General features: G+C 69.1%; 18 protein-coding genes and 1 pseudogene. 10 read left to right on the forward strand and 9 right to left on the reverse strand.

Going from position 1 to position 15899, the window contains the following annotated elements; translation table 11 throughout:
• Nucleotides 1–6: 6 nt before the first annotated feature.
• Nucleotides 7–1167 carry an FAD-dependent oxidoreductase gene (locus tag IEY88_RS02050; RefSeq protein WP_189152819.1) on the forward strand — a complete coding sequence of 387 codons (1161 nt, stop codon included), beginning with the start codon at nucleotides 7–9 and terminating at the stop codon, nucleotides 1165–1167.
• On the opposite strand, the gene IEY88_RS02055 is transcribed toward IEY88_RS02050, so the two are convergent.
• The gene (locus IEY88_RS02055) at nucleotides 1152–1520 is read right to left on the reverse strand and encodes a winged helix-turn-helix transcriptional regulator (protein ID WP_229693008.1); all 369 of its coding nucleotides are present in this window, start codon (nucleotides 1518–1520) and stop codon (nucleotides 1152–1154) included. The two genes, IEY88_RS02050 and IEY88_RS02055, sit on opposite strands and share 16 nt — an antisense overlap.
• 86 nt (nucleotides 1521–1606) lie before the next feature.
• Between IEY88_RS02055 and IEY88_RS02060 the strand changes: the two genes are divergently transcribed.
• The 5 genes from IEY88_RS02060 to IEY88_RS02080 are packed head-to-tail and all read left to right on the forward strand — an operon-like array spanning nucleotide 1607 to nucleotide 4910.
• The gene (locus IEY88_RS02060; RefSeq protein WP_189152821.1) at nucleotides 1607–2002 is read left to right on the forward strand and encodes a nuclear transport factor 2 family protein; all 396 of its coding nucleotides are present in this window, start codon (nucleotides 1607–1609) and stop codon (nucleotides 2000–2002) included.
• A gap of 52 nt (nucleotides 2003–2054) precedes the next feature.
• A complete protein-coding gene (locus IEY88_RS02065) occupies nucleotides 2055–3194 on the forward strand; it encodes an AI-2E family transporter (protein WP_189152822.1) in 1140 nt (379 codons plus the stop codon).
• Nucleotides 3195–3217: 23 nt separating this feature from the next.
• Nucleotides 3218–3715 (forward strand): peptide-methionine (S)-S-oxide reductase MsrA, encoded by a 498-nt coding sequence (msrA, locus tag IEY88_RS02070; protein ID WP_189152823.1) that lies wholly within the window; start codon nucleotides 3218–3220, stop codon nucleotides 3713–3715.
• Nucleotides 3694–4194, forward strand: a complete 501-nt coding sequence (locus tag IEY88_RS02075) for an MOSC domain-containing protein (protein WP_189152824.1) — start codon at nucleotides 3694–3696, stop codon at nucleotides 4192–4194. Before msrA ends, IEY88_RS02075 begins: the two co-directional genes overlap by 22 nt.
• On the forward strand, nucleotides 4191–4910 hold the full coding sequence (locus tag IEY88_RS02080) for a polysaccharide deacetylase family protein (protein WP_189152825.1): 720 nt from the start codon (nucleotides 4191–4193) through the stop codon (nucleotides 4908–4910). Before IEY88_RS02075 ends, IEY88_RS02080 begins: the two co-directional genes overlap by 4 nt.
• Here IEY88_RS02080 and IEY88_RS02085 read toward each other — a convergent pair.
• Nucleotides 4907–5776, reverse strand: a complete 870-nt coding sequence (locus IEY88_RS02085; protein ID WP_229693009.1) for an SDR family NAD(P)-dependent oxidoreductase — start codon at nucleotides 5774–5776, stop codon at nucleotides 4907–4909. The two genes, IEY88_RS02080 and IEY88_RS02085, sit on opposite strands and share 4 nt — an antisense overlap.
• Nucleotides 5776–6501, reverse strand: coding sequence for an SDR family oxidoreductase (locus IEY88_RS02090; protein ID WP_189152826.1), 726 nt, complete (start codon nucleotides 6499–6501; stop codon nucleotides 5776–5778). The genes IEY88_RS02085 and IEY88_RS02090 overlap by 1 nt, the downstream gene beginning before the upstream one ends.
• A 93-nt stretch (nucleotides 6502–6594) precedes the next feature.
• Here IEY88_RS02090 and IEY88_RS02095 point away from each other — a divergent pair, with 93 nt between their 5' ends.
• A complete protein-coding gene (locus tag IEY88_RS02095; protein WP_189152827.1) occupies nucleotides 6595–7266 on the forward strand; it encodes a TetR/AcrR family transcriptional regulator in 672 nt (223 codons plus the stop codon).
• A gap of 1 nt (nucleotide 7267) precedes the next feature.
• Here the strand turns inward: IEY88_RS02095 and IEY88_RS02100 are convergent, their stop codons facing one another.
• The 3 genes and pseudogenes from IEY88_RS02100 to IEY88_RS02110 all read right to left on the reverse strand — a co-directional run bounded on the left by IEY88_RS02100 (nucleotide 7268) and on the right by IEY88_RS02110 (nucleotide 9172).
• On the reverse strand, nucleotides 7268–8017 hold the full coding sequence (locus IEY88_RS02100) for an NPP1 family protein (RefSeq protein ID WP_373294004.1): 750 nt from the start codon (nucleotides 8015–8017) through the stop codon (nucleotides 7268–7270).
• Nucleotides 8018–8128: 111 nt separating this feature from the next.
• Nucleotides 8129–8302, reverse strand: a pseudogene (locus tag IEY88_RS02105) (hypothetical protein); the annotation flags it as partial.
• 48 nt (nucleotides 8303–8350) lie between these two features.
• On the reverse strand, nucleotides 8351–9172 hold the full coding sequence (locus IEY88_RS02110; protein WP_229693010.1) for a siderophore-interacting protein: 822 nt from the start codon (nucleotides 9170–9172) through the stop codon (nucleotides 8351–8353).
• Between the two features lie 76 nt (nucleotides 9173–9248).
• Between IEY88_RS02110 and IEY88_RS02115 the strand changes: the two genes are divergently transcribed.
• A complete protein-coding gene (locus IEY88_RS02115) occupies nucleotides 9249–9731 on the forward strand; it encodes a hypothetical protein (RefSeq protein WP_189152829.1) in 483 nt (160 codons plus the stop codon).
• A gap of 272 nt (nucleotides 9732–10003) precedes the next feature.
• Nucleotides 10004–11449, forward strand: a complete 1446-nt coding sequence (gene argG / locus IEY88_RS02120; RefSeq protein WP_189152830.1) for an argininosuccinate synthase — start codon at nucleotides 10004–10006, stop codon at nucleotides 11447–11449.
• Between the two features lie 66 nt (nucleotides 11450–11515).
• Here argG and IEY88_RS02125 read toward each other — a convergent pair whose 3' ends face one another.
• On the reverse strand, nucleotides 11516–11977 hold the full coding sequence (locus IEY88_RS02125; protein ID WP_189152831.1) for a hypothetical protein: 462 nt from the start codon (nucleotides 11975–11977) through the stop codon (nucleotides 11516–11518).
• Between the two features lie 54 nt (nucleotides 11978–12031).
• Between IEY88_RS02125 and IEY88_RS02130 the strand changes: the two genes are divergently transcribed.
• Nucleotides 12032–12751: a YwqG family protein gene (locus IEY88_RS02130; RefSeq protein WP_189152832.1), complete on the forward strand. Its 720-nt coding sequence runs from the start codon at nucleotides 12032–12034 to the stop codon at nucleotides 12749–12751.
• 16 nt (nucleotides 12752–12767) lie between these two features.
• Here the strand turns inward: IEY88_RS02130 and IEY88_RS02135 are convergent, their stop codons facing one another.
• Nucleotides 12768–14357: a tannase/feruloyl esterase family alpha/beta hydrolase gene (locus tag IEY88_RS02135; RefSeq protein WP_373294025.1), complete on the reverse strand. Its 1590-nt coding sequence runs from the start codon at nucleotides 14355–14357 to the stop codon at nucleotides 12768–12770.
• Nucleotides 14358–14403: 46 nt separating this feature from the next.
• Complete coding sequence (locus tag IEY88_RS02140; protein ID WP_189152834.1) at nucleotides 14404–15786, reverse strand: MFS transporter; 1383 nt, start codon at nucleotides 15784–15786, stop codon at nucleotides 14404–14406.
• Nucleotides 15787–15899: the final 113 nt, after the last annotated feature.

Below are 15899 nucleotides of genomic sequence, written 5' to 3' on the forward strand. Positions count from 1 at the left end.
GGGCATATGCCTAAGTCGAATGCCCAGCAGCGCGCGTTGATCGTCGGAGCGGGGATCGCCGGGCTGGCGTCCGCGTGGTGGCTGGAGCGCGCCGGGTGGGAGGTCCTGGTGGTGGAGAAGGCGCCGTCGTTCCGCGCGGGCGGCTACATGATCGATTTCTTCGGGCCGGGCCACGAGGTGGCGCGGCGGATGGGCCTGCTGTCGGCGCTGGAGGAGAGGCGTGCGCCGATCTCGTCGGTGACCAGCGTGGACTCCTCGGGGCGGCGGCGCGGTGAGATCTCCACCGCGGCCTACGAAGCCGTCGCGGACGGGGTGATCAGCCTGCTGCGCGGTGATCTGGCGGAGGTGATCCGCGACGACCTGCGGGCTCCGATCCGTTACGGCACAACGCTGTCCTCTGTCGACGACGGCCGGGTCGTGTTCTCCGACGGGTCCTCGGACGAGTTCGACCTGGTCGTCGGCGCGGACGGGGTGCACTCGAAGGTGCGGGAGCTGGTGTTCGGGCCCTCGTCCCTGCGGTACCTGGGCCATCACGTGGCGGCGTTCTCGTTCCAGGATCCCGTGTTGAGCGAACGGATCGGCTACCGCTACCAGATGCTGACCGTGCCGCACCGGATGGTCGGCTGCTATGCCGTGCGGGACGGCGCGATGGCCGCGTTGATGCTCTACCGGTCCGACTCGCCGGAGCTGCCCGCCGATCCCGCCGCGGCGTTGCGCGAGCGGTTCGGTGACCTCGGCTGGGTCACGCCGTCGTTGCTCTCCGCTGTGCCGCAGGACGTGTACTACGACGAAGTGTCGCAAGTGGACATGCCGGTGTGGCATCGCGGCAAGGTCGTGCTCGTCGGTGACGCGTGCGGAGCAGTCTCGCTGTTCGCTGGTCATGGGGCTTCGCTCGCGATGACGGGGGCATGCGTGCTGGCGGAGGAGTTGTCCGCCGGGTTCGAGGGCGCGTTCGCTCGGTACGAGGCGCGGATGAAGCCCGCCGTGGAGCACACCCAGGAGTTCGGGCGGCGGTTCATCGGCTGGATGGCGCCCGCGTCCGCGTGGCGGATCTCGGTGCGCGACCTGGCTTTCCGGCTCTCCGGGCTACCCGTCGTGCGGAACATGATCCGCGGCTCCCTCATGCCGGACGTCGACGGCGTCCTGCCGCGTCACCGGGCGTCGTAGGCCTCACGGTTGATCAGCACCTCGGCGATGTGCTTCTCCGCCCACCGGCACAACGCGAGCAACGGCTCGTGCAACGTGAGCCCGAGCTCCGTCAGCTCGTACTCGACCCGCGGCGGCACCTCGGCGTACACATGCCGCGTGATGAGCCCATCGCGTTCGAGGTCCCGGAGCGTCTCGGTCAGCACCTTGCCGCTGATGCCGTCGAGCTGCGTCTTGAGGTCGCCGAACCGCGCGCGCCCGTTGCCCAGCACCGAGACCGCCATCGCCGTCCACTTGTTGGCGATGCGCGCCAGGCTCGTGCGCGACGGGCAGCTGGCCATGAGCACGCTCCAGTCCGGCACGGTCTGTGACATGGCGCACATCCTTCCACTAGTTACGTTGAGGTAATTGGTTACCTTTGGTGAGCATAGGGCAACCACAAGGAAAGGGAGAACCTCTGATGACCAGCCCGCTCGCCGTTGCGACCACCTACTTCGAGGCGTTGGAGTCCGGCGACTTCGCCACCGTCGCCGCCCAGTTCGCCGAGGACGTCGTGTGGCACCAGCCCGGGGACAACCGGTTCTCCGGTGCGCACCGCGGCGGTGACGCCGTGGGGGCGATGATCGGCGGCATGATGTCCGTGTCCGAGGGCACCTTCTCGTTGAAGCGCGACGCGCCGCTGATGGTGAACGGGGAGCTCGTGGCTGCTTCGGTTCGCTGGACGGCGAAGCGGTCCGGGGCGGAGATGGACGGCACCGGTGTCGACCTGATGCGCGTCGTCGACGGCGAGGTCACCGAGGTGTGGCTGTTCACGGCCGACCCCGCCGAGGAGGACGCGTTCTGGGGTCGAGGCTAACGAAACGGCATGTCTGCCACCCCCGCGCACCGGGTACCGACAGACTGTGGGCGTGCAACGGGATCGCAGGTGGACGGACAAGGGTGAGGCCATCGGGCACGGCGTGAGCTGGCTCGCGCGGTGGAGTCTGCGGACGGCGCTGGCCGTGCTGGGCTTCTGGATGGTGTTCTGGCTGATCGGCAAGCTCTGGGTGGTCGTGATGCCCGTGCTGCTGGGGCTGCTGATCACGACGGTGCTGTGGCCGCCGGCGCGGTGGATGATGTCGAAGGGCATGAACGCGGCGCTGTCGGCGACGATCGTGCTGGTCGTCGGCCTCGGCGTGCTCGGAGGGGTCATCGCGGCGATCTCGTCGTCGATCGCGTCCGGTGTGCCGGAGATCGCGCAGAGCGCGCAGAAGGCCGTCACGCAACTGCAGGACTGGGCCTCCGGCCCGCCGTTCAACCTGAAGGGCAGCGACCTCGACCGGCTCATCTCGCAGGGCGTCGAGCAGCTCAAGTCGAGCATCGGGTCGATCGCGGGCGGGCTGCTGACCGGGGCGGGCGCGGTGACGTCCGGCCTCGTGACCGGGTTGGTGGCGCTGCTGCTGGCCTTCTTCTTCGTCAAGGACGGCATGCGGTTCACGCCCTGGCTGCGCGGCGTCATCGGCGAGCGCGCCGGCGTCCACGTGACGACGGTGCTGGAGCGGGTCTGGGCCACGCTCGGCAGCTTCATCCGCAGCCAGGCCGTCGTGTCGCTGATCGACGCCATCTTCATCGGGGCGGGCCTGCTCATCCTCGGCGTGCCGCTCGCGATCCCGCTGGCCGCGCTGACGTTCCTCGGCGGCTTCATCCCGATCATCGGCGCGTTCATCGCCGGAGCGCTGGCCGTGCTCGTCGCCCTGGTCAGCAACGGCCTGACCACGGCCATCATCATGCTGATCATCGTGGTCGTGGTGCAGCAGGTCGAGGGCAACGTGCTGCAGCCCCTCCTGCAGTCGCGCAGCCTGCGCCTGCACGCGGCGGTCGTCCTGCTCGTCGTCACGGCGGGCACTTCGCTCTACGGCATCGCGGGCGCGTTCTTCTCCGTGCCGGTCGCCGCCGCCGTGGCCGTCGTCATGCGCTACCTGGGCGAAGTGATCGAAGCCAGGTCCGTAATGGTTACGTCACAACCTGACGGGGATGATCCGGGGGAGACCGAACGTTCTCCTGAGTGAACACCGAGAAGAGGAGTGACACTGTGACGGAGAAGGCTGTTCTCGCGGGCGGCTGTTTCTGGGGCATGCAGGACCTGTTCCGCCGCCACCCCGGCGTCGTCTCCACGCGCGTCGGCTACACCGGCGACCCGAGCACGCCGAACGCCACGTACCGCCGCCACGGCAACCACGCCGAGGCCATCGAGATCGTGTTCGACCCCGAGCAGCTCAGCTACCGGCAGGTCCTGGAGTTCTTCTTCCAGATCCACGACCCGTCGACCCGCAACCGCCAGGGCAACGACATCGGCGCCGGCTACCGCTCGGCGATCTTCTACACCGACGACGCCCAGAAGAAGGTCGCGGAGGAGGTCATCGCCGCGGTCGACGCCTCCGGCAAGTGGCCGGGCAAGGTCGTCACCGAGGTCACCCAGGAGTCGGACTTCTGGCTGGCCGAGCCCGAGCACCAGGACTACCTGGAGCGCTACCCGAACGGCTACACGTGCCACTACGTGCGGCCGGAGTGGCAGCTCGGCGAGCGTTGATCGAGATCGTGGCGCTGCACGTCTCACCCGTGCACGCCTTCGAGGGCCGTCCGCCGGACGGCCCTCGTCCCGATCCGGGACCTGTTTCCCGCGACCACGTGGTCGTCCGCGCCGGGCTCGGCATCGTCGGCGACCGCTACTTCAACCACCCCGCGCACCGCAACGCGGCGGTCACCTTCATCGCGGCCGAGTCGCTGGCCGCGTGGCCGGTGGACCCGCTCGTGGCACGCCGCAACGTCGTCGTGCGGGGGTTCGACGTGGACTCGCTGCCGCGCGGGGCGGTGTTCGGCCTGGACAGCGGGGACGGGGTGGTGCGGTTCGAGGTCCACCGTCCGGCGAGTCCCTGCGCGTGGATGGATCAGGTGATCGCGCCGGGTGCGTTCAGGGCGTTGTGCGGCAGGGGCGGGATCCGCTGCGTGCCGCTGGACGACGGGGTGCTGCGCACCGGAAAACCCGCACTGGCCATAGTGAGCGCATGAAGTGGTTGCGCCGCAAACCAACGATCATCACCGCGATGGGCCTCACCGCTGTCATGATCGTCGCGATCTCCCTGTGGAACGTCAGCAGCGCCCGCACGTTCCAGTTCTTCGGTGACCTGGTCCACCGCGTCGAGACGGACGAGAAGCTGGTCGCGCTGACCTTCGACGACGGCCCCGATCCGGCGGGCACGCAGCAGGTCCTGGACGTCCTGGCGGCCGATCAGGTCCCGGCGACGTTCTTCCTCATGGGCCGCGACCTCGAGGAGCACCCGGACCTCGGCAGGCAGATCGCCCAGGCCGGCCACGAGATCGGCAACCACACCTACAGCCACCGGCGCATGATCGGCGTCCTGCCGAGCACGGTCGCGAAGGAGGTGGAGGACACCGACGCCCAGATCCGCAGGACCGGCTACAGCGGCGACATCCACTTCCGCCCGCCCAACGGCAAGAAGCTCTTCGCCCTGCCGCATTACCTGGAAGAGCACAACCGGACCACGATCATGTGGGACGTGGAGCCCGACTCCGCGAACAACCCCAGCGCGCAGGAGATCGCCCAGCGGACGCTGGAAGAAACCAGGCCGGGCTCGATCATCCTGCTGCACCCCATGTACGCGGGCCGCGACCAGACCCGGCAGGCGCTCGAGCCCGTCATCATCGGGCTCAAGGAGCGCGGCTATCGGTTCGTCACCGTGTCCGCGCTCCTGAACAGTCGTTAGATCAGGTCAGCCAGCTCGACCCGCCGCAGGAACTCGCCGCGGACCCGGTCCGCCACCGCGTTCACGACCTCGGCACCGTCCGAAGACGGGTCCACGTGCACGCGGAACGGTGGCCTGGCGGAACCCACCACGTCCACGATGGCGTCGGCCACGGCGCCCACGTCCGCCCACGACGGCTCCAGCTCGGCGAGACGGTTGCCGACCTGGTCCATCAGGCCGGGGTAGAGCTCCTCGTACTCCGCCGCCCGCGCGGTGTCGGCGGGGGTGCCGCTGTGCGCGAAGTGGTTGGTGCCGTGGGTGAAGGCGCCCGGCACGACGATCGTGGTCTCGATGCCGAACCGCAGGAGCTCGGCGCGGTACGAGACGGCGACCGCGTCCATCGCCGCCTTGGCCGCGAAGTACGGGGCCAGGTACGGGGGTGTGCCGCCGCGCGTCGAGCTCGAGCCGACCCACACGACGTGGCCCGAACGCCGGCCGCGCAGGTGCGGGAGGGCTGCTCGGTTCACGCGTTGGGTGCCCAGGACGTTGACGTCGTAGAGGGCCGCGTACTGCTCCGGCGTGAAGGCCTCGGCCGGGCCGGTGACCATGTGGCCCGCGTTGTGCACGACCACGTCCAGGTGGCCCTGCTCCGCGATGACGGTGGCGATCGCGGCGTCCGCCGACTCCTGCGACTGCACGTCCAGCTCGACGGCGTGCACTTCGGCGTTCGCAGCTCCGAAAGCCCGCAGGTCGGAGACCGCGGCGGAGTTGCGGCCCGCGGTCTCCCGCATGCCCGCGTAGACCGTGTGACCGGCGAGCGCGAGCCTGCGCACCGCCAGGGCACCGAAGCCGCTGGACGCCCCCGTGACGACGATGACCTTGCCCATCAGATGATGCCTCCGTTCGCACGAATGGTCTGGCCGTTGACCCAGCGCGCGGGGCCGGCCAGGAACGAGATGACCTCGGCGATGTCGCCGCTGGAGCCGAGGCGCTCCAGCGGCGGCTGCTTCGCGAGGGTGTCGATGGTCGCCTGGTCCTTGCCTTCGAGGAACAGGTCGGTGGCCGTGGGGCCGGGGGCGACGGTGTTCACGGTGATGTCGCGGCCGCGCAGCTCACGGGCGAGGATCAGGGTCAGCGCCTCGACGCCGCCCTTCGACATCGCGTAGGCCCCGTACTGGGGGAAGCGCAGGCCCACCACGGACGACGAGACGTTGACGATGGCGCCGCCGTCGCGCAACCGGCGTGCGGCCTGCTGGTTCACGATGAACGTGCCGCGGGCGTTGGTGCGCATGATCTTGTCGAACGTGTCGAGCTCCATGTCCGCGACGGTGCCGAGCGGCATGATGCCGGCCGAGTTCACGACGACGTCGACGCCGCCGAACGTCTCCCGCGCCAGCTCGAACGCGGCGGTGACGGCGTTCTCGTCGCCCACGTCGGCCTGCGCGGCGACGGCCTGGCCGCCGGTCGACCTGATCTTCTCCACGGTCTCGTCGGCGGCGGTCCGGTTGCCGGCGTACACGATGACAACGGCCAGTCCGTCGGCGGCGAGGCGTTCGGCGGCTGCCCGCCCGATGCCCCTCGATCCGCCGGTGACGATCGCAACGCGAGTCATGTCGATGCTCCTAGCTGGTGTTTCCGCTGTTACCTCAATCAACGTAGCACTGATATCGAATCAGCGCTACTGCTCACGTGTTATCGTCGTTACATGGACACGAGGGAGCGTCTGGTGAAGGCCGCGGCCGATCTGCTCGTCGAGGGCGGCAAGGAAGCGGTCTCCACGCGCGCGGTCGCGTCGGCGGCGGGGGTGCAGGCGCCGACGCTGTACCGGCTGTTCGGCGACAAGGACGGGCTGCTCGACGCCGTGGCGGCGTTCGGCTTCTCCGACTACTTGGCGAGCAAGCACGCGATGGGTGCCACCGACGACCCCGTGGACGACCTGCGCAGGGGCTGGGAGCTCCACATCGGCTTCGGCCTGGCGCGTCCCGCGTTCTACCTGCTGATGTACGGCGAGCCGCGCAAGCGTGAGGCACGACTGCGGGCGGACGCGATGCTCCGCGAGATCATCAGCCGCATCGCGGCGGCGGGCCGCCTGGCGGTCCCGGTGGAGTCGGCGGCGCAGTTCGTGCACGCGACTGGGCTGGGTGTGGTGCTGGCGTTGATCGCGACGCCGGAGGAGGACCGCGACCTGGAGCTCATCGCGTTCGCGCGCGAGCAGGTCATCAGGGCGATCACGACGGACGCCGCGCCGGACGGTCCGACGGACATCCCGAGCCGGGCGATCGCGTTGCGCGTGGCACTGGAGGAGGACCCGCCCCAGATGCTGTCTCCAGCGGAACGGGCCCTCCTGGCCGAGTGGTTGAACAGGGTGGCGAAATGACCTACGCGTTCGGGTCGAACGCGATCCCGGCGGGCTTCGCCTGACCGAGGTTGTGGTTGAACGCGCTGTCCTTGATCGCCAGGGACGCGCTGCCGAAGTTCGCGTTCACGAGCTTGTCGCGCACGCCGGCCGGGAAGCGGTTCCAGCTGACCAGGTCGGGGTACTGGTAGACCCCGTAGTGGTTCTCCGCCTGCTCACCCGCACCCGCGAGCCGGAAGCAGTGCGTGCTGGCGCCGTCCTTGTGGTAGATGATCTTCGGGTGGGTGCCTTCCCACTGCACGTTCGCGCGCGGGTGCGTCTTGTACTTGCCGTGCTCCGACGTGGAGACGTACTGGGCCACGTCGTTCTGCACCCAGACCACCACGTGCTCGATGTCGTGGCGGTGACCGCAGCAGTCCCAGCCCGGAACGGCCTGGTCCTTCTCGAAGTACAGGTCGTACAGGTAGGCGCACCAGCCGTTGTTGCACTTGGAACGGCTGTAGGAGTTGGTGTTGTCCAGGTCGGACTGGTCGTGGCAGTTGCCGTTCAGCGCGCCCGAGTTCTTCAGGCCGGGCGCGATGTCACCGGCCGGCGAGATCGCCGGGGTGGGGTAGCAGCCGTCGCCGTCGTAGTCGAACGCCGGCTGCCACTTGCCGTCGGCCTCCTCGAAGTTCGCGGGGATGGCCCGGGGCGGGTCGGCGAGGGCGATGCCGGGGAACAGTGCCGTGATCAGCAAGGCGCCGGCGAGCGCGGTCAGGAGCTTCTTCCTCAACTTCAGGCCTCCGAAGGTGCAGGGGAGCGGAGAGGCTTGCGAGGCAGAAGGTGGTACATGAACCACGTTCACGTCTAGGTACTTCGCCAAATCTTTGCCATACCGGGAAATTCACAACCACGGGGCGGAATCGATCCCGCCCGTGGTCGCGTTCTCATCAACCCGGCTCTGACCGCGTGCGACGTGTCGCTCGACCAGGTTCCGCAACGCGGGCTCCACCTCGGCGTAACCGCGCGTCTTCGAGCCGCAGCCGGGGTTGATCCACAAAAGTTCACCCGGCACCGCGACCCGTACGGCCACGCGAACTCCGCGTCCGTGCGGATCGGCGGCGTCTCACATGCGGGCTGAACCGACCTTCCAGTAACCACTGAACATGATCGCCTTGCGGTCCACCCCGCGGTCCTTGACGAGGTGCCGCCGCACCCCGGTCGCGAGCGCCAACTCCCCGCACGCCCACGCGTACTCCACAGTGGACAGAGCCCTGTCCTGGATCGCCTTCAGCACGGCCGATCCGGGCTCCGCCTCGCCGCGGAACACCCACTCCGCCTCCAGGTCGACCCGGTACGACTCGTCCGGCACCTCGACGAACACGTGCACCGGCCGCGTCTCGGTCTCGAGGATCGCCGCGAGCGCGGGCAACGCCGTCTCGTCCGCCGCGAGCAGCACCGCGCCCTCGGCCGGCGGGCGGTAGGCCGAACCGCCCGCGCGGAACCCCGCCTTGTCGCCCGCGATCGCGCGCCGTGCCCACCGCGTGCCGGGACCGGCGTCGCCGTGCACCACGAAGTCGACGTCGATCTCGGCCACCTCGGGCCGGTGCGCGCGGATCGTGTACCAGCGCAGGTCCGGCCGCGTCTCCTCCGGCATCGCGCGCAACGACGACCGGACGTTGATGCGGTCGTCCGCCGGCATCACGAGCTCGCGTCCCGTCGCCATCAACAGACCGAAGTACTCGTCGGGCCCCGTCACCGCGAACGACGTGAGCTCCGGCGCGTGGAAGGTGATCCGGCGCATGTGGTCGCTGAGCTCGGTCACCGCCGTGACGGCCATGACGAACTGGTCGAAGACCTCGCGGCGGTTCGCCGGGGCCATCATCATCTCGGCGGCCTTGGTGGCGGCCTTGAGCGTGAACCGGTCGAAGGCGGAGTAGCGCGACATGCCCGCAACGTACACCTTTGGTTAGGCTTGCCTAAACCCTCGGGCGAAATCGAGACCGAGGGCGCACACTGCGGACATGTTCCCCAGGACCGCGCAACAACAATGGTGGTTCGAAGAGCCCGCGAGCAGGAACCGCAGCCAGGCCATCGGCCTGCGGCTCGCCATCGCCTACCACCACCACGACGCCGAGCGCGTCGAGAGGCTGATGCCGCAAGACCGGGACCAGACCTGGCTGGTGATGGGCGCGCTGGAGAACGGCCTGCTGGCGCTCAACCAGATCTACCCGCCCGGCCCGCCGGACGAGGTGTGGGAGCGGGTGACCCCGATCATCGACGCCGGCGCGCCCAAGGGGGTGGCGCCCCGCACGCGTGCGTTGCTCGCCGCGATGTCCCACGCCATGTACAACGCCACCTTGGGTGAGGTGTACGAACGCAAGGAGCAGGATCCGTACACGGGTGCGCACCTGTACGCGGCGATCACGGCCATGCGCGCGGCTGAGCACGAGGGCGGTGTGCAGCGGATGCAGGACAGGGCGGACGAGCTCGATCCCCCGGAGTGAGCCGGCGGCCGCACTGTTCCAGGTGAAAGGCCTCGGGCGACTGCCGGAAAGGGGGCGGGTTCGATGGGCGCTTCTGATGGTCGACAGGTCGTGCGGGTTCGCCCTCGACACGTCGGTGAACACCGAGCCGGGTGGTGTTGTCGGGCGGATGGCTGCGACCCGCTGAGCGTCCAGGTCCCACATGTGGCCCGTCACCTGCGGGAACATCGATGAGGCGCACCTAACAGGCCCCCGGCGTGCATGCCCATACATCGTCGTGCATAATTCTCAACGTGTCCAAGGTGCTCACTTCACTTCCGGCCGGCGAACGCGTCGGCATCGCCTTCTCCGGTGGTCTCGACACCTCCGTCGCGGTCGCGTGGATGCGTGAGAAGGGCGCTGTGCCCTGCACGTACACCGCGGACATCGGCCAGTACGACGAGCCCGAGATCGACACGGTCCCGAGCCGCGCCGGTACGTACGGTGCCGAGATCGCGCGTCTGGTCGACTGCCGTTCCGCGCTCGTCGAGGAAGGTCTCGCGGCGCTGGCCTGCGGCGCGTTCCACATCCGTTCCGGTGGCCGCGCGTACTTCAACACGACGCCGCTCGGGCGGGCCGTCACGGGCACCATGCTCGTGCGCGCCATGCTCGACGACGACGTGCAGATCTGGGGTGACGGCTCCACCTACAAGGGCAACGACATCGAGCGGTTCTACCGCTACGGGCTGCTCGCGAACCCGTCGCTGCGGATCTACAAGCCGTGGCTCGACGCCGCGTTCGTGACGGAGCTCGGTGGCCGCAAGGAGATGTCCGAGTGGCTGCTCGAGCGTGACCTGCCCTACCGCTCGTCCGTCGAGAAGGCCTACTCGACCGACGCGAACATCTGGGGCGCCACGCACGAGGCCAAGTCGCTCGAACTGCTCAACGAGGGCATCGAGATCGTCGAGCCGATCATGGGCGTCAAGTTCTGGGACCCGTCGGTCGAGATCGCGACCGAGGACGTCACCATCGGCTTCGACCAGGGCCGGCCGGTCACCATCAACGGCAAGGAGTTCGGCGACGCCGTCGACCTCGTGCTGGAGGCGAACGCCATCGGTGGCCGCCACGGGCTCGGCATGTCCGACCAGATCGAGAACCGCATCATCGAGGCCAAGAGCCGCGGCATCTACGAGGCGCCCGGCATGGCGTTGCTCTACATCGCCTACGACCGGCTCGTGAACGCGATCCACAACGAGGACACGGTCGCGGCGTACCACAACGAGGGCCGCAAGCTCGGCCGGCTGCTGTACGAGGGCCGCTGGCTCGACCCCCAGTCGCTGATGCTGCGCGAGTCGCTGCAGCGCTGGGTCGGCGCCGCGGTCACCGGCGAGGTCACGCTGCGGCTGCGCCGGGGCGACGACTACTCGATCCTCGACACGTCCGGTCCGGCGTTCAGCTACCACCCGGACAAGCTGTCGATGGAACGCACCGAGGACTCGGCGTTCGGTCCCGTCGACCGCATCGGCCAGCTCACCATGCGCAACCTCGACATCGCGGACTCGCGCGCCAAGCTGGAGCTCTTCGCGGGCCTCGGCATGGTCGGCACCCGCCAGTCGGCGCTCATCTCCGCGCAGCCGGAGCCGACCCAGCTGATCGGCGAGGTGCCGGACGGCGGCGCGGAGGCCATCGCCTCGCGCGGTGAGGTCTCGGCGGCCGACGAGCTGCTCGACGCGGCGGCCATGGAGTTCGGCACGGACTGATCACGCACTGAAGGCGGGGCGGGGCGATCACGATCGCCCCGCCCCGTCCGCGTCAGGTCCGCGTCATCAGGTTTGGGGCCACATCGAGTAGATGACGTTCTCCGCGTCGGCGCACACGACCTGGGGCATGATCCCTTCAGCGACCTGGTTGCACGACATGGGCCCGATCTCCACCGGCGGCAGGCCGGTCTTCGGGTCCGGCCGCTGCGCGTAGTAGTCGACCAGCACGGCTCCGGCCTGGTCGCAGTTCAGCCGTCCCGCCGGCGTCTCCACCACGACGGCCAGCATCGGTTTGCCGAGCGCGCCGATGAAGGGCCGCTCGCAGAACTGCGAGGGCAGGCTCTCGTACTCTTCCGGGGACACGCCGTTCAGAGCGGTGACCGCAGTGCTGGTCGCGGTGGTGGTGGTCGGCGCCGCGGTCGTCCCGGTCGTCTCCTGTGGACTGGTCGCCGAACCGGACCCGGTGACCTCCGGGGTGCAGCCCGCCACGAGCACGGCGACGAGCACAGGTGTGATCCAGAACCTCATGCCCCCGAGGTCGGCCGCACGCTCGTCATCGTTACCCCGCTAGTCTTCCGGCTTGTGTCGATCAAGGAGAGTTTCGCGCGCCCCGCCGTGCTGCTCAACCCGCTCGGGGGCGATCCGACGGACGCCGACAGCCACATCGGCGGCCCGATGCTGTGGCCGATCGACGAGCCCTGGCCCTGGTGCGACGGCGTCACCCATGACGACCTCGACGCGACCGCCGGAGCGGTAGGCGTGCGGATGCCGTTCGTCGGTGCCGTGCAGCTCTACCAGCGGGACTTCCCCGAACTGCCGTTCCCGCCTGGCGCGGACCTGCTGCAGGTCTTCCTGTGCACGCTGCACCACGACCTCGACGACTGCTTCGGTCCCGACGTGCGGCTGGTGTGGCGCGACTCCACGACGGTGGTGGAACTGATCGAGGAGGAGCCCGAGCCGTCGGTGCAGGAGGAGATCTACGTTCCCACGGTCAACGTGCTCGAGCCGATCCGGTACACCGAGTACGCCCACTCGTTCGACCGCCCGGCGGACCTGCGCGACGCGGACTGGCCCGAGACGTCGGCCGGGTCGAAGATCGGCGGCTGGACGTGTTGGTGGCAGTCCGGCCCGATCACGTTCACGTGTCCCGAGTGCGGCTCGGAACAGCGGCAGATGCTGTCGCTCGCGACGAGCGAGCCGTCCGGTGAGAACGTCGAGTGGGCGTTCGGGCGCGACGGGAACCTGAACATCCTGACGTGCGTGAAGGACGTCCTGCACCCGGTCCACCTGCACATCGACTGAGCACCACCAGCCCGCGTCAACGCGCGCAGGTGAAGCTCGACGCGCTGTCCGGATCGCCCGCGCGGTACCGGGGCCAGCCCGGATACTCGCACAGCGGACGGGTGCGGTCGTGGGTCACGTCGGCCACGACGGGGTTCCTCGGCGACCGTCCACTTGCGACCCAGCGCTCCAGTGCCGACAACGAGTCCCAGCCGGCGGCGAACGACGGCGTGCCGAAGTTCGCGTGGTTGGCACCGGGCACCAAGTAGTACCGCAGGAAGCTTTCGGTCGTCCTGGCGCCGAGCAGGTCGTGCACGCGCTCGTAGTAGTCGTTGGTCGAGCGGTGCGAGACCAGTTCGTCGGCGGCACCGTGCAGCAGGAGCAGCTTGCCGCCGGAGCGGGCGAACGGGCCGAGGTCGACGTTGTTGCGGTCCTGGATCGTGGAGAGTTCGCTGATCCGGTCGAGCCACTTCCCCGGACGCCGCGGGTCGAGGTCGAGGGAGTTGAAGCCGGGGTCGCGGGTCAGGAAGTGCTTGACCCACTGGTCCCAGTACTGCATGCCGTACCCGCTCGTCACCGGCATCGGGTTCGCCGGAGCCGTCGTGCCGAACCCGAGGAACGGCGTCCGCATGTCCGCGCCCGACAGGAACGGGAAACCGGGGTACTCCGTCTCGCCGCTGGCGACCCGGTACGGCCACCGGAACGGCGTCGACATCGCCGTCACCGCCCCGATTTGGGCGTCCGAAAGGCAGGTGGGACCCGTGTCCGCGCCGTCGGGGCAGCGCAGGACACGGGGGTCGAAGTGGCAGCCGCGCAGGTTCGAGACGACTCCGTCCCGCAAGCTATCCACACCGTCGCAGGCACTGATCACGGTGTCGTACAGGAGTTTCTGCTTCTCCGGATCCGGGAACGCGCCGGGGCGGGACAGGACCTGCGTCAGGTGGCCCAGGTACAGGGCCTCGGCGAGGTTGTTCCACGCGGGATAACCCGAGATCACGCCGTCGAACGCGCGCGGCCACCGTTGCGCGACGATGAGCGCCTCGCGGCCACCCGTCGAACCGCCCGCGAAGAACGTCTCGGCGGGACCGTGCCCGTACGCGCGCCGGATCAGGAACAGGCTCGCGTCGTGCGTCTTCTTCAGCGCGTCACCGGCGGCGAAGTTGCGCAGCGCCTCGTCGTTCACGCCGAACGAGCCGTCCAGCGACGGCACGGTGCCCGGTCCCTGCTGGTGGCCGGAGTCGCTGGCGAACACCGCGTACCGCCGCGCCAGAGGTGCCAAGGCGTCTGCGGCGGCGAACGGTACGTTGCCCGTCAGAGCGGGAATCGTGCCGTTGTACCCGCCTCCACCGAACATCATCGCTCTGCCGTTCCACCCGTGCGGCAAGGAGATCCGCATCTTGATGGCGGGCGCCGACCTGTCGACCGGGTACAGGTCGGCGTCGACCTGGCAGTGCTCGATCGTCTGTCCACTCACGACACTGGTGGTCAGCGCCGCCGCCTGGACCCGGCCGCCGGTGGTGGGCAGGCTGATCACGGACGCCGGGATCCTCAGCTGGGTCAGCGAGGCACACGACGGCGCGTTCCTGGGCGGAGTCGTTGCGAGTGCGGGGTCGGCGCCGAGCAGCAGCACCGAGGTCGCGAGTACGGCGAGTGTCCTCACGGCGGTCTCCTTCTCAGCGGTAGAGGTGCGTGCCGGGAACGGCCTGCGGGTCCGCGCGGACCTCGGCCGGGTTCGTCTCGGGCAGGAACCACGCGCTGACGAAGGTGATCAGCCCCATGGCCGTGATGTAGGCGGCGACCGGCCAGGTGCTGCCGGTCTCGGCGATGAGCGCGGTCATGAGGAACGGCGTGCCACCGCTGATGATGATCGCGGAGAGCTGGTAGGACAGCGACGCGCCGGAGTAGCGGACGTTGGGCGCGAACAGTTCGCCGAGGAAGCTCGCGATCGGGCCGTAGGTGAGGCACTGGAAGGTGAAGCCCACGACCACGGCGACGAAGATCAGCGGCAGCGACGCGGTGTTCACGAGCCCGAAGTAGGGGAAGCCCCACAACGCGACGCCCAGGCCGCCGACGAGGATCAGCGGACGGCGTCCTATCCGGTCGGAGACGTGACCGGCCCAGGGCAGCACCGCGAGCATCGCCACGGAACCGAGCAGCACGACGGCGAGCAGCCCGTTGCGGTCCAGCTTCAAGGACGTGGTGCCGTAGTTCAGCAGGCCGGCGATGCTGACGTAGAAGAGGCTGTTGGTGGCCGAGAGGATGCCGCAGGCGAGCAGGATCGTTCCCCACCTGGTCCTGATGACCTGGGCGAGCGGGGCCCTGACCACGGCGCGCTCGGGCCGTGCGACCTCGGTCTGCAGCTCGCGGAACTCCGGCGTGTCCTCCACTTTGGACTGGATGTACAGGACCACGGCGAACATCACGATGCTGACCAGGAACGGGATCCGCCAGCCCCAGCTGAGGAACGCGTCGTTGGGCATGAGACCGCTGGCGGCCACGAAGATCAGGTTCGAGATGATCACGGCGACGAAGACGCTGGTCTGCCCGAACGTCCCGGCGAACCCGCGCCGCTTCGGACTGGCGGACTCGGTGAGCAGCAACATGATCCCGCCCCACTGGCCGCCCGCCGCGAGCCCCTGCAGGAACCGCAGCGTCACCAGCAGGACCGGGGCGAGCGCGCCGGCCGACGACGCGCTGGGCAGGCAGCCGATCAGGAACGTCGCGGCGCCCATGAGCGCGAGGCACGTGACGACGACCGGCTTGCGCCCGTACTTGTCCCCGAAGTGCCCGGCGAGCACGCCGCCGATCGGGCGCGCCACGAAGCCCGCCCAGAACGTGCTGAACGCGAGCAGCGTCCCGGTCAGCGCCGAGGACTGCGGGAAGAACACCTTGGGGAACACGAGCGCGGCCGCGGTGCCGTAGAGGAAGAAGTCGTACCACTCGATCGAGCTGCCGATCAGCCCCACGGTGAGCAGTTTGCGGAAACCGCGGCGGCGGGTCGCATCCGAGTCCGGCTGCGCGGACTGCTCTTCGGGCTGGGTCAGAGGGGTTGCCATACATGCCGCCTTCGTCGATGAACCGGCAGGTGATGGCGGCCAATGCTAGGGCGGCGACCCCGTCTGGTTGAGGTTCGGATCACACACCACTTCGCTTCGTTCGGTGGGACTTT

Source organism: Lentzea pudingi, assembly GCF_014646255.1.
Taxonomy (GTDB): domain Bacteria; phylum Actinomycetota; class Actinomycetes; order Mycobacteriales; family Pseudonocardiaceae; genus Lentzea; species Lentzea pudingi.

What these genes read in the sequence shown, in the direction of transcription:
- IEY88_RS02050 (WP_189152819.1), top strand. Translation starts at nt 7, where the DNA reads ATGCCTAAGTCGAATGCCCAGCAGCGCGCGTTGATCGTCGGAGCGGGG.
- IEY88_RS02055 (WP_229693008.1), bottom strand. Translation starts at nt 1,520, where the DNA reads ATGTCACAGACCGTGCCGGACTGGAGCGTGCTCATGGCCAGCTGCCCG.
- IEY88_RS02060 (WP_189152821.1), top strand. Translation starts at nt 1,607, where the DNA reads ATGACCAGCCCGCTCGCCGTTGCGACCACCTACTTCGAGGCGTTGGAG.
- IEY88_RS02080 (WP_189152825.1), top strand. Translation starts at nt 4,191, where the DNA reads ATGAAGTGGTTGCGCCGCAAACCAACGATCATCACCGCGATGGGCCTC.
- IEY88_RS02085 (WP_229693009.1), bottom strand. Translation starts at nt 5,776, where the DNA reads ATGGGCAAGGTCATCGTCGTCACGGGGGCGTCCAGCGGCTTCGGTGCC.
- IEY88_RS02090 (WP_189152826.1), bottom strand. Translation starts at nt 6,501, where the DNA reads ATGACTCGCGTTGCGATCGTCACCGGCGGATCGAGGGGCATCGGGCGG.
- IEY88_RS02095 (WP_189152827.1), top strand. Translation starts at nt 6,595, where the DNA reads ATGGACACGAGGGAGCGTCTGGTGAAGGCCGCGGCCGATCTGCTCGTC.
- IEY88_RS02110 (WP_229693010.1), bottom strand. Translation starts at nt 9,172, where the DNA reads ATGTCGCGCTACTCCGCCTTCGACCGGTTCACGCTCAAGGCCGCCACC.
- IEY88_RS02115 (WP_189152829.1), top strand. Translation starts at nt 9,249, where the DNA reads ATGTTCCCCAGGACCGCGCAACAACAATGGTGGTTCGAAGAGCCCGCG.
- IEY88_RS02125 (WP_189152831.1), bottom strand. Translation starts at nt 11,977, where the DNA reads ATGAGGTTCTGGATCACACCTGTGCTCGTCGCCGTGCTCGTGGCGGGC.
- IEY88_RS02140 (WP_189152834.1), bottom strand. Translation starts at nt 15,786, where the DNA reads ATGGCAACCCCTCTGACCCAGCCCGAAGAGCAGTCCGCGCAGCCGGAC.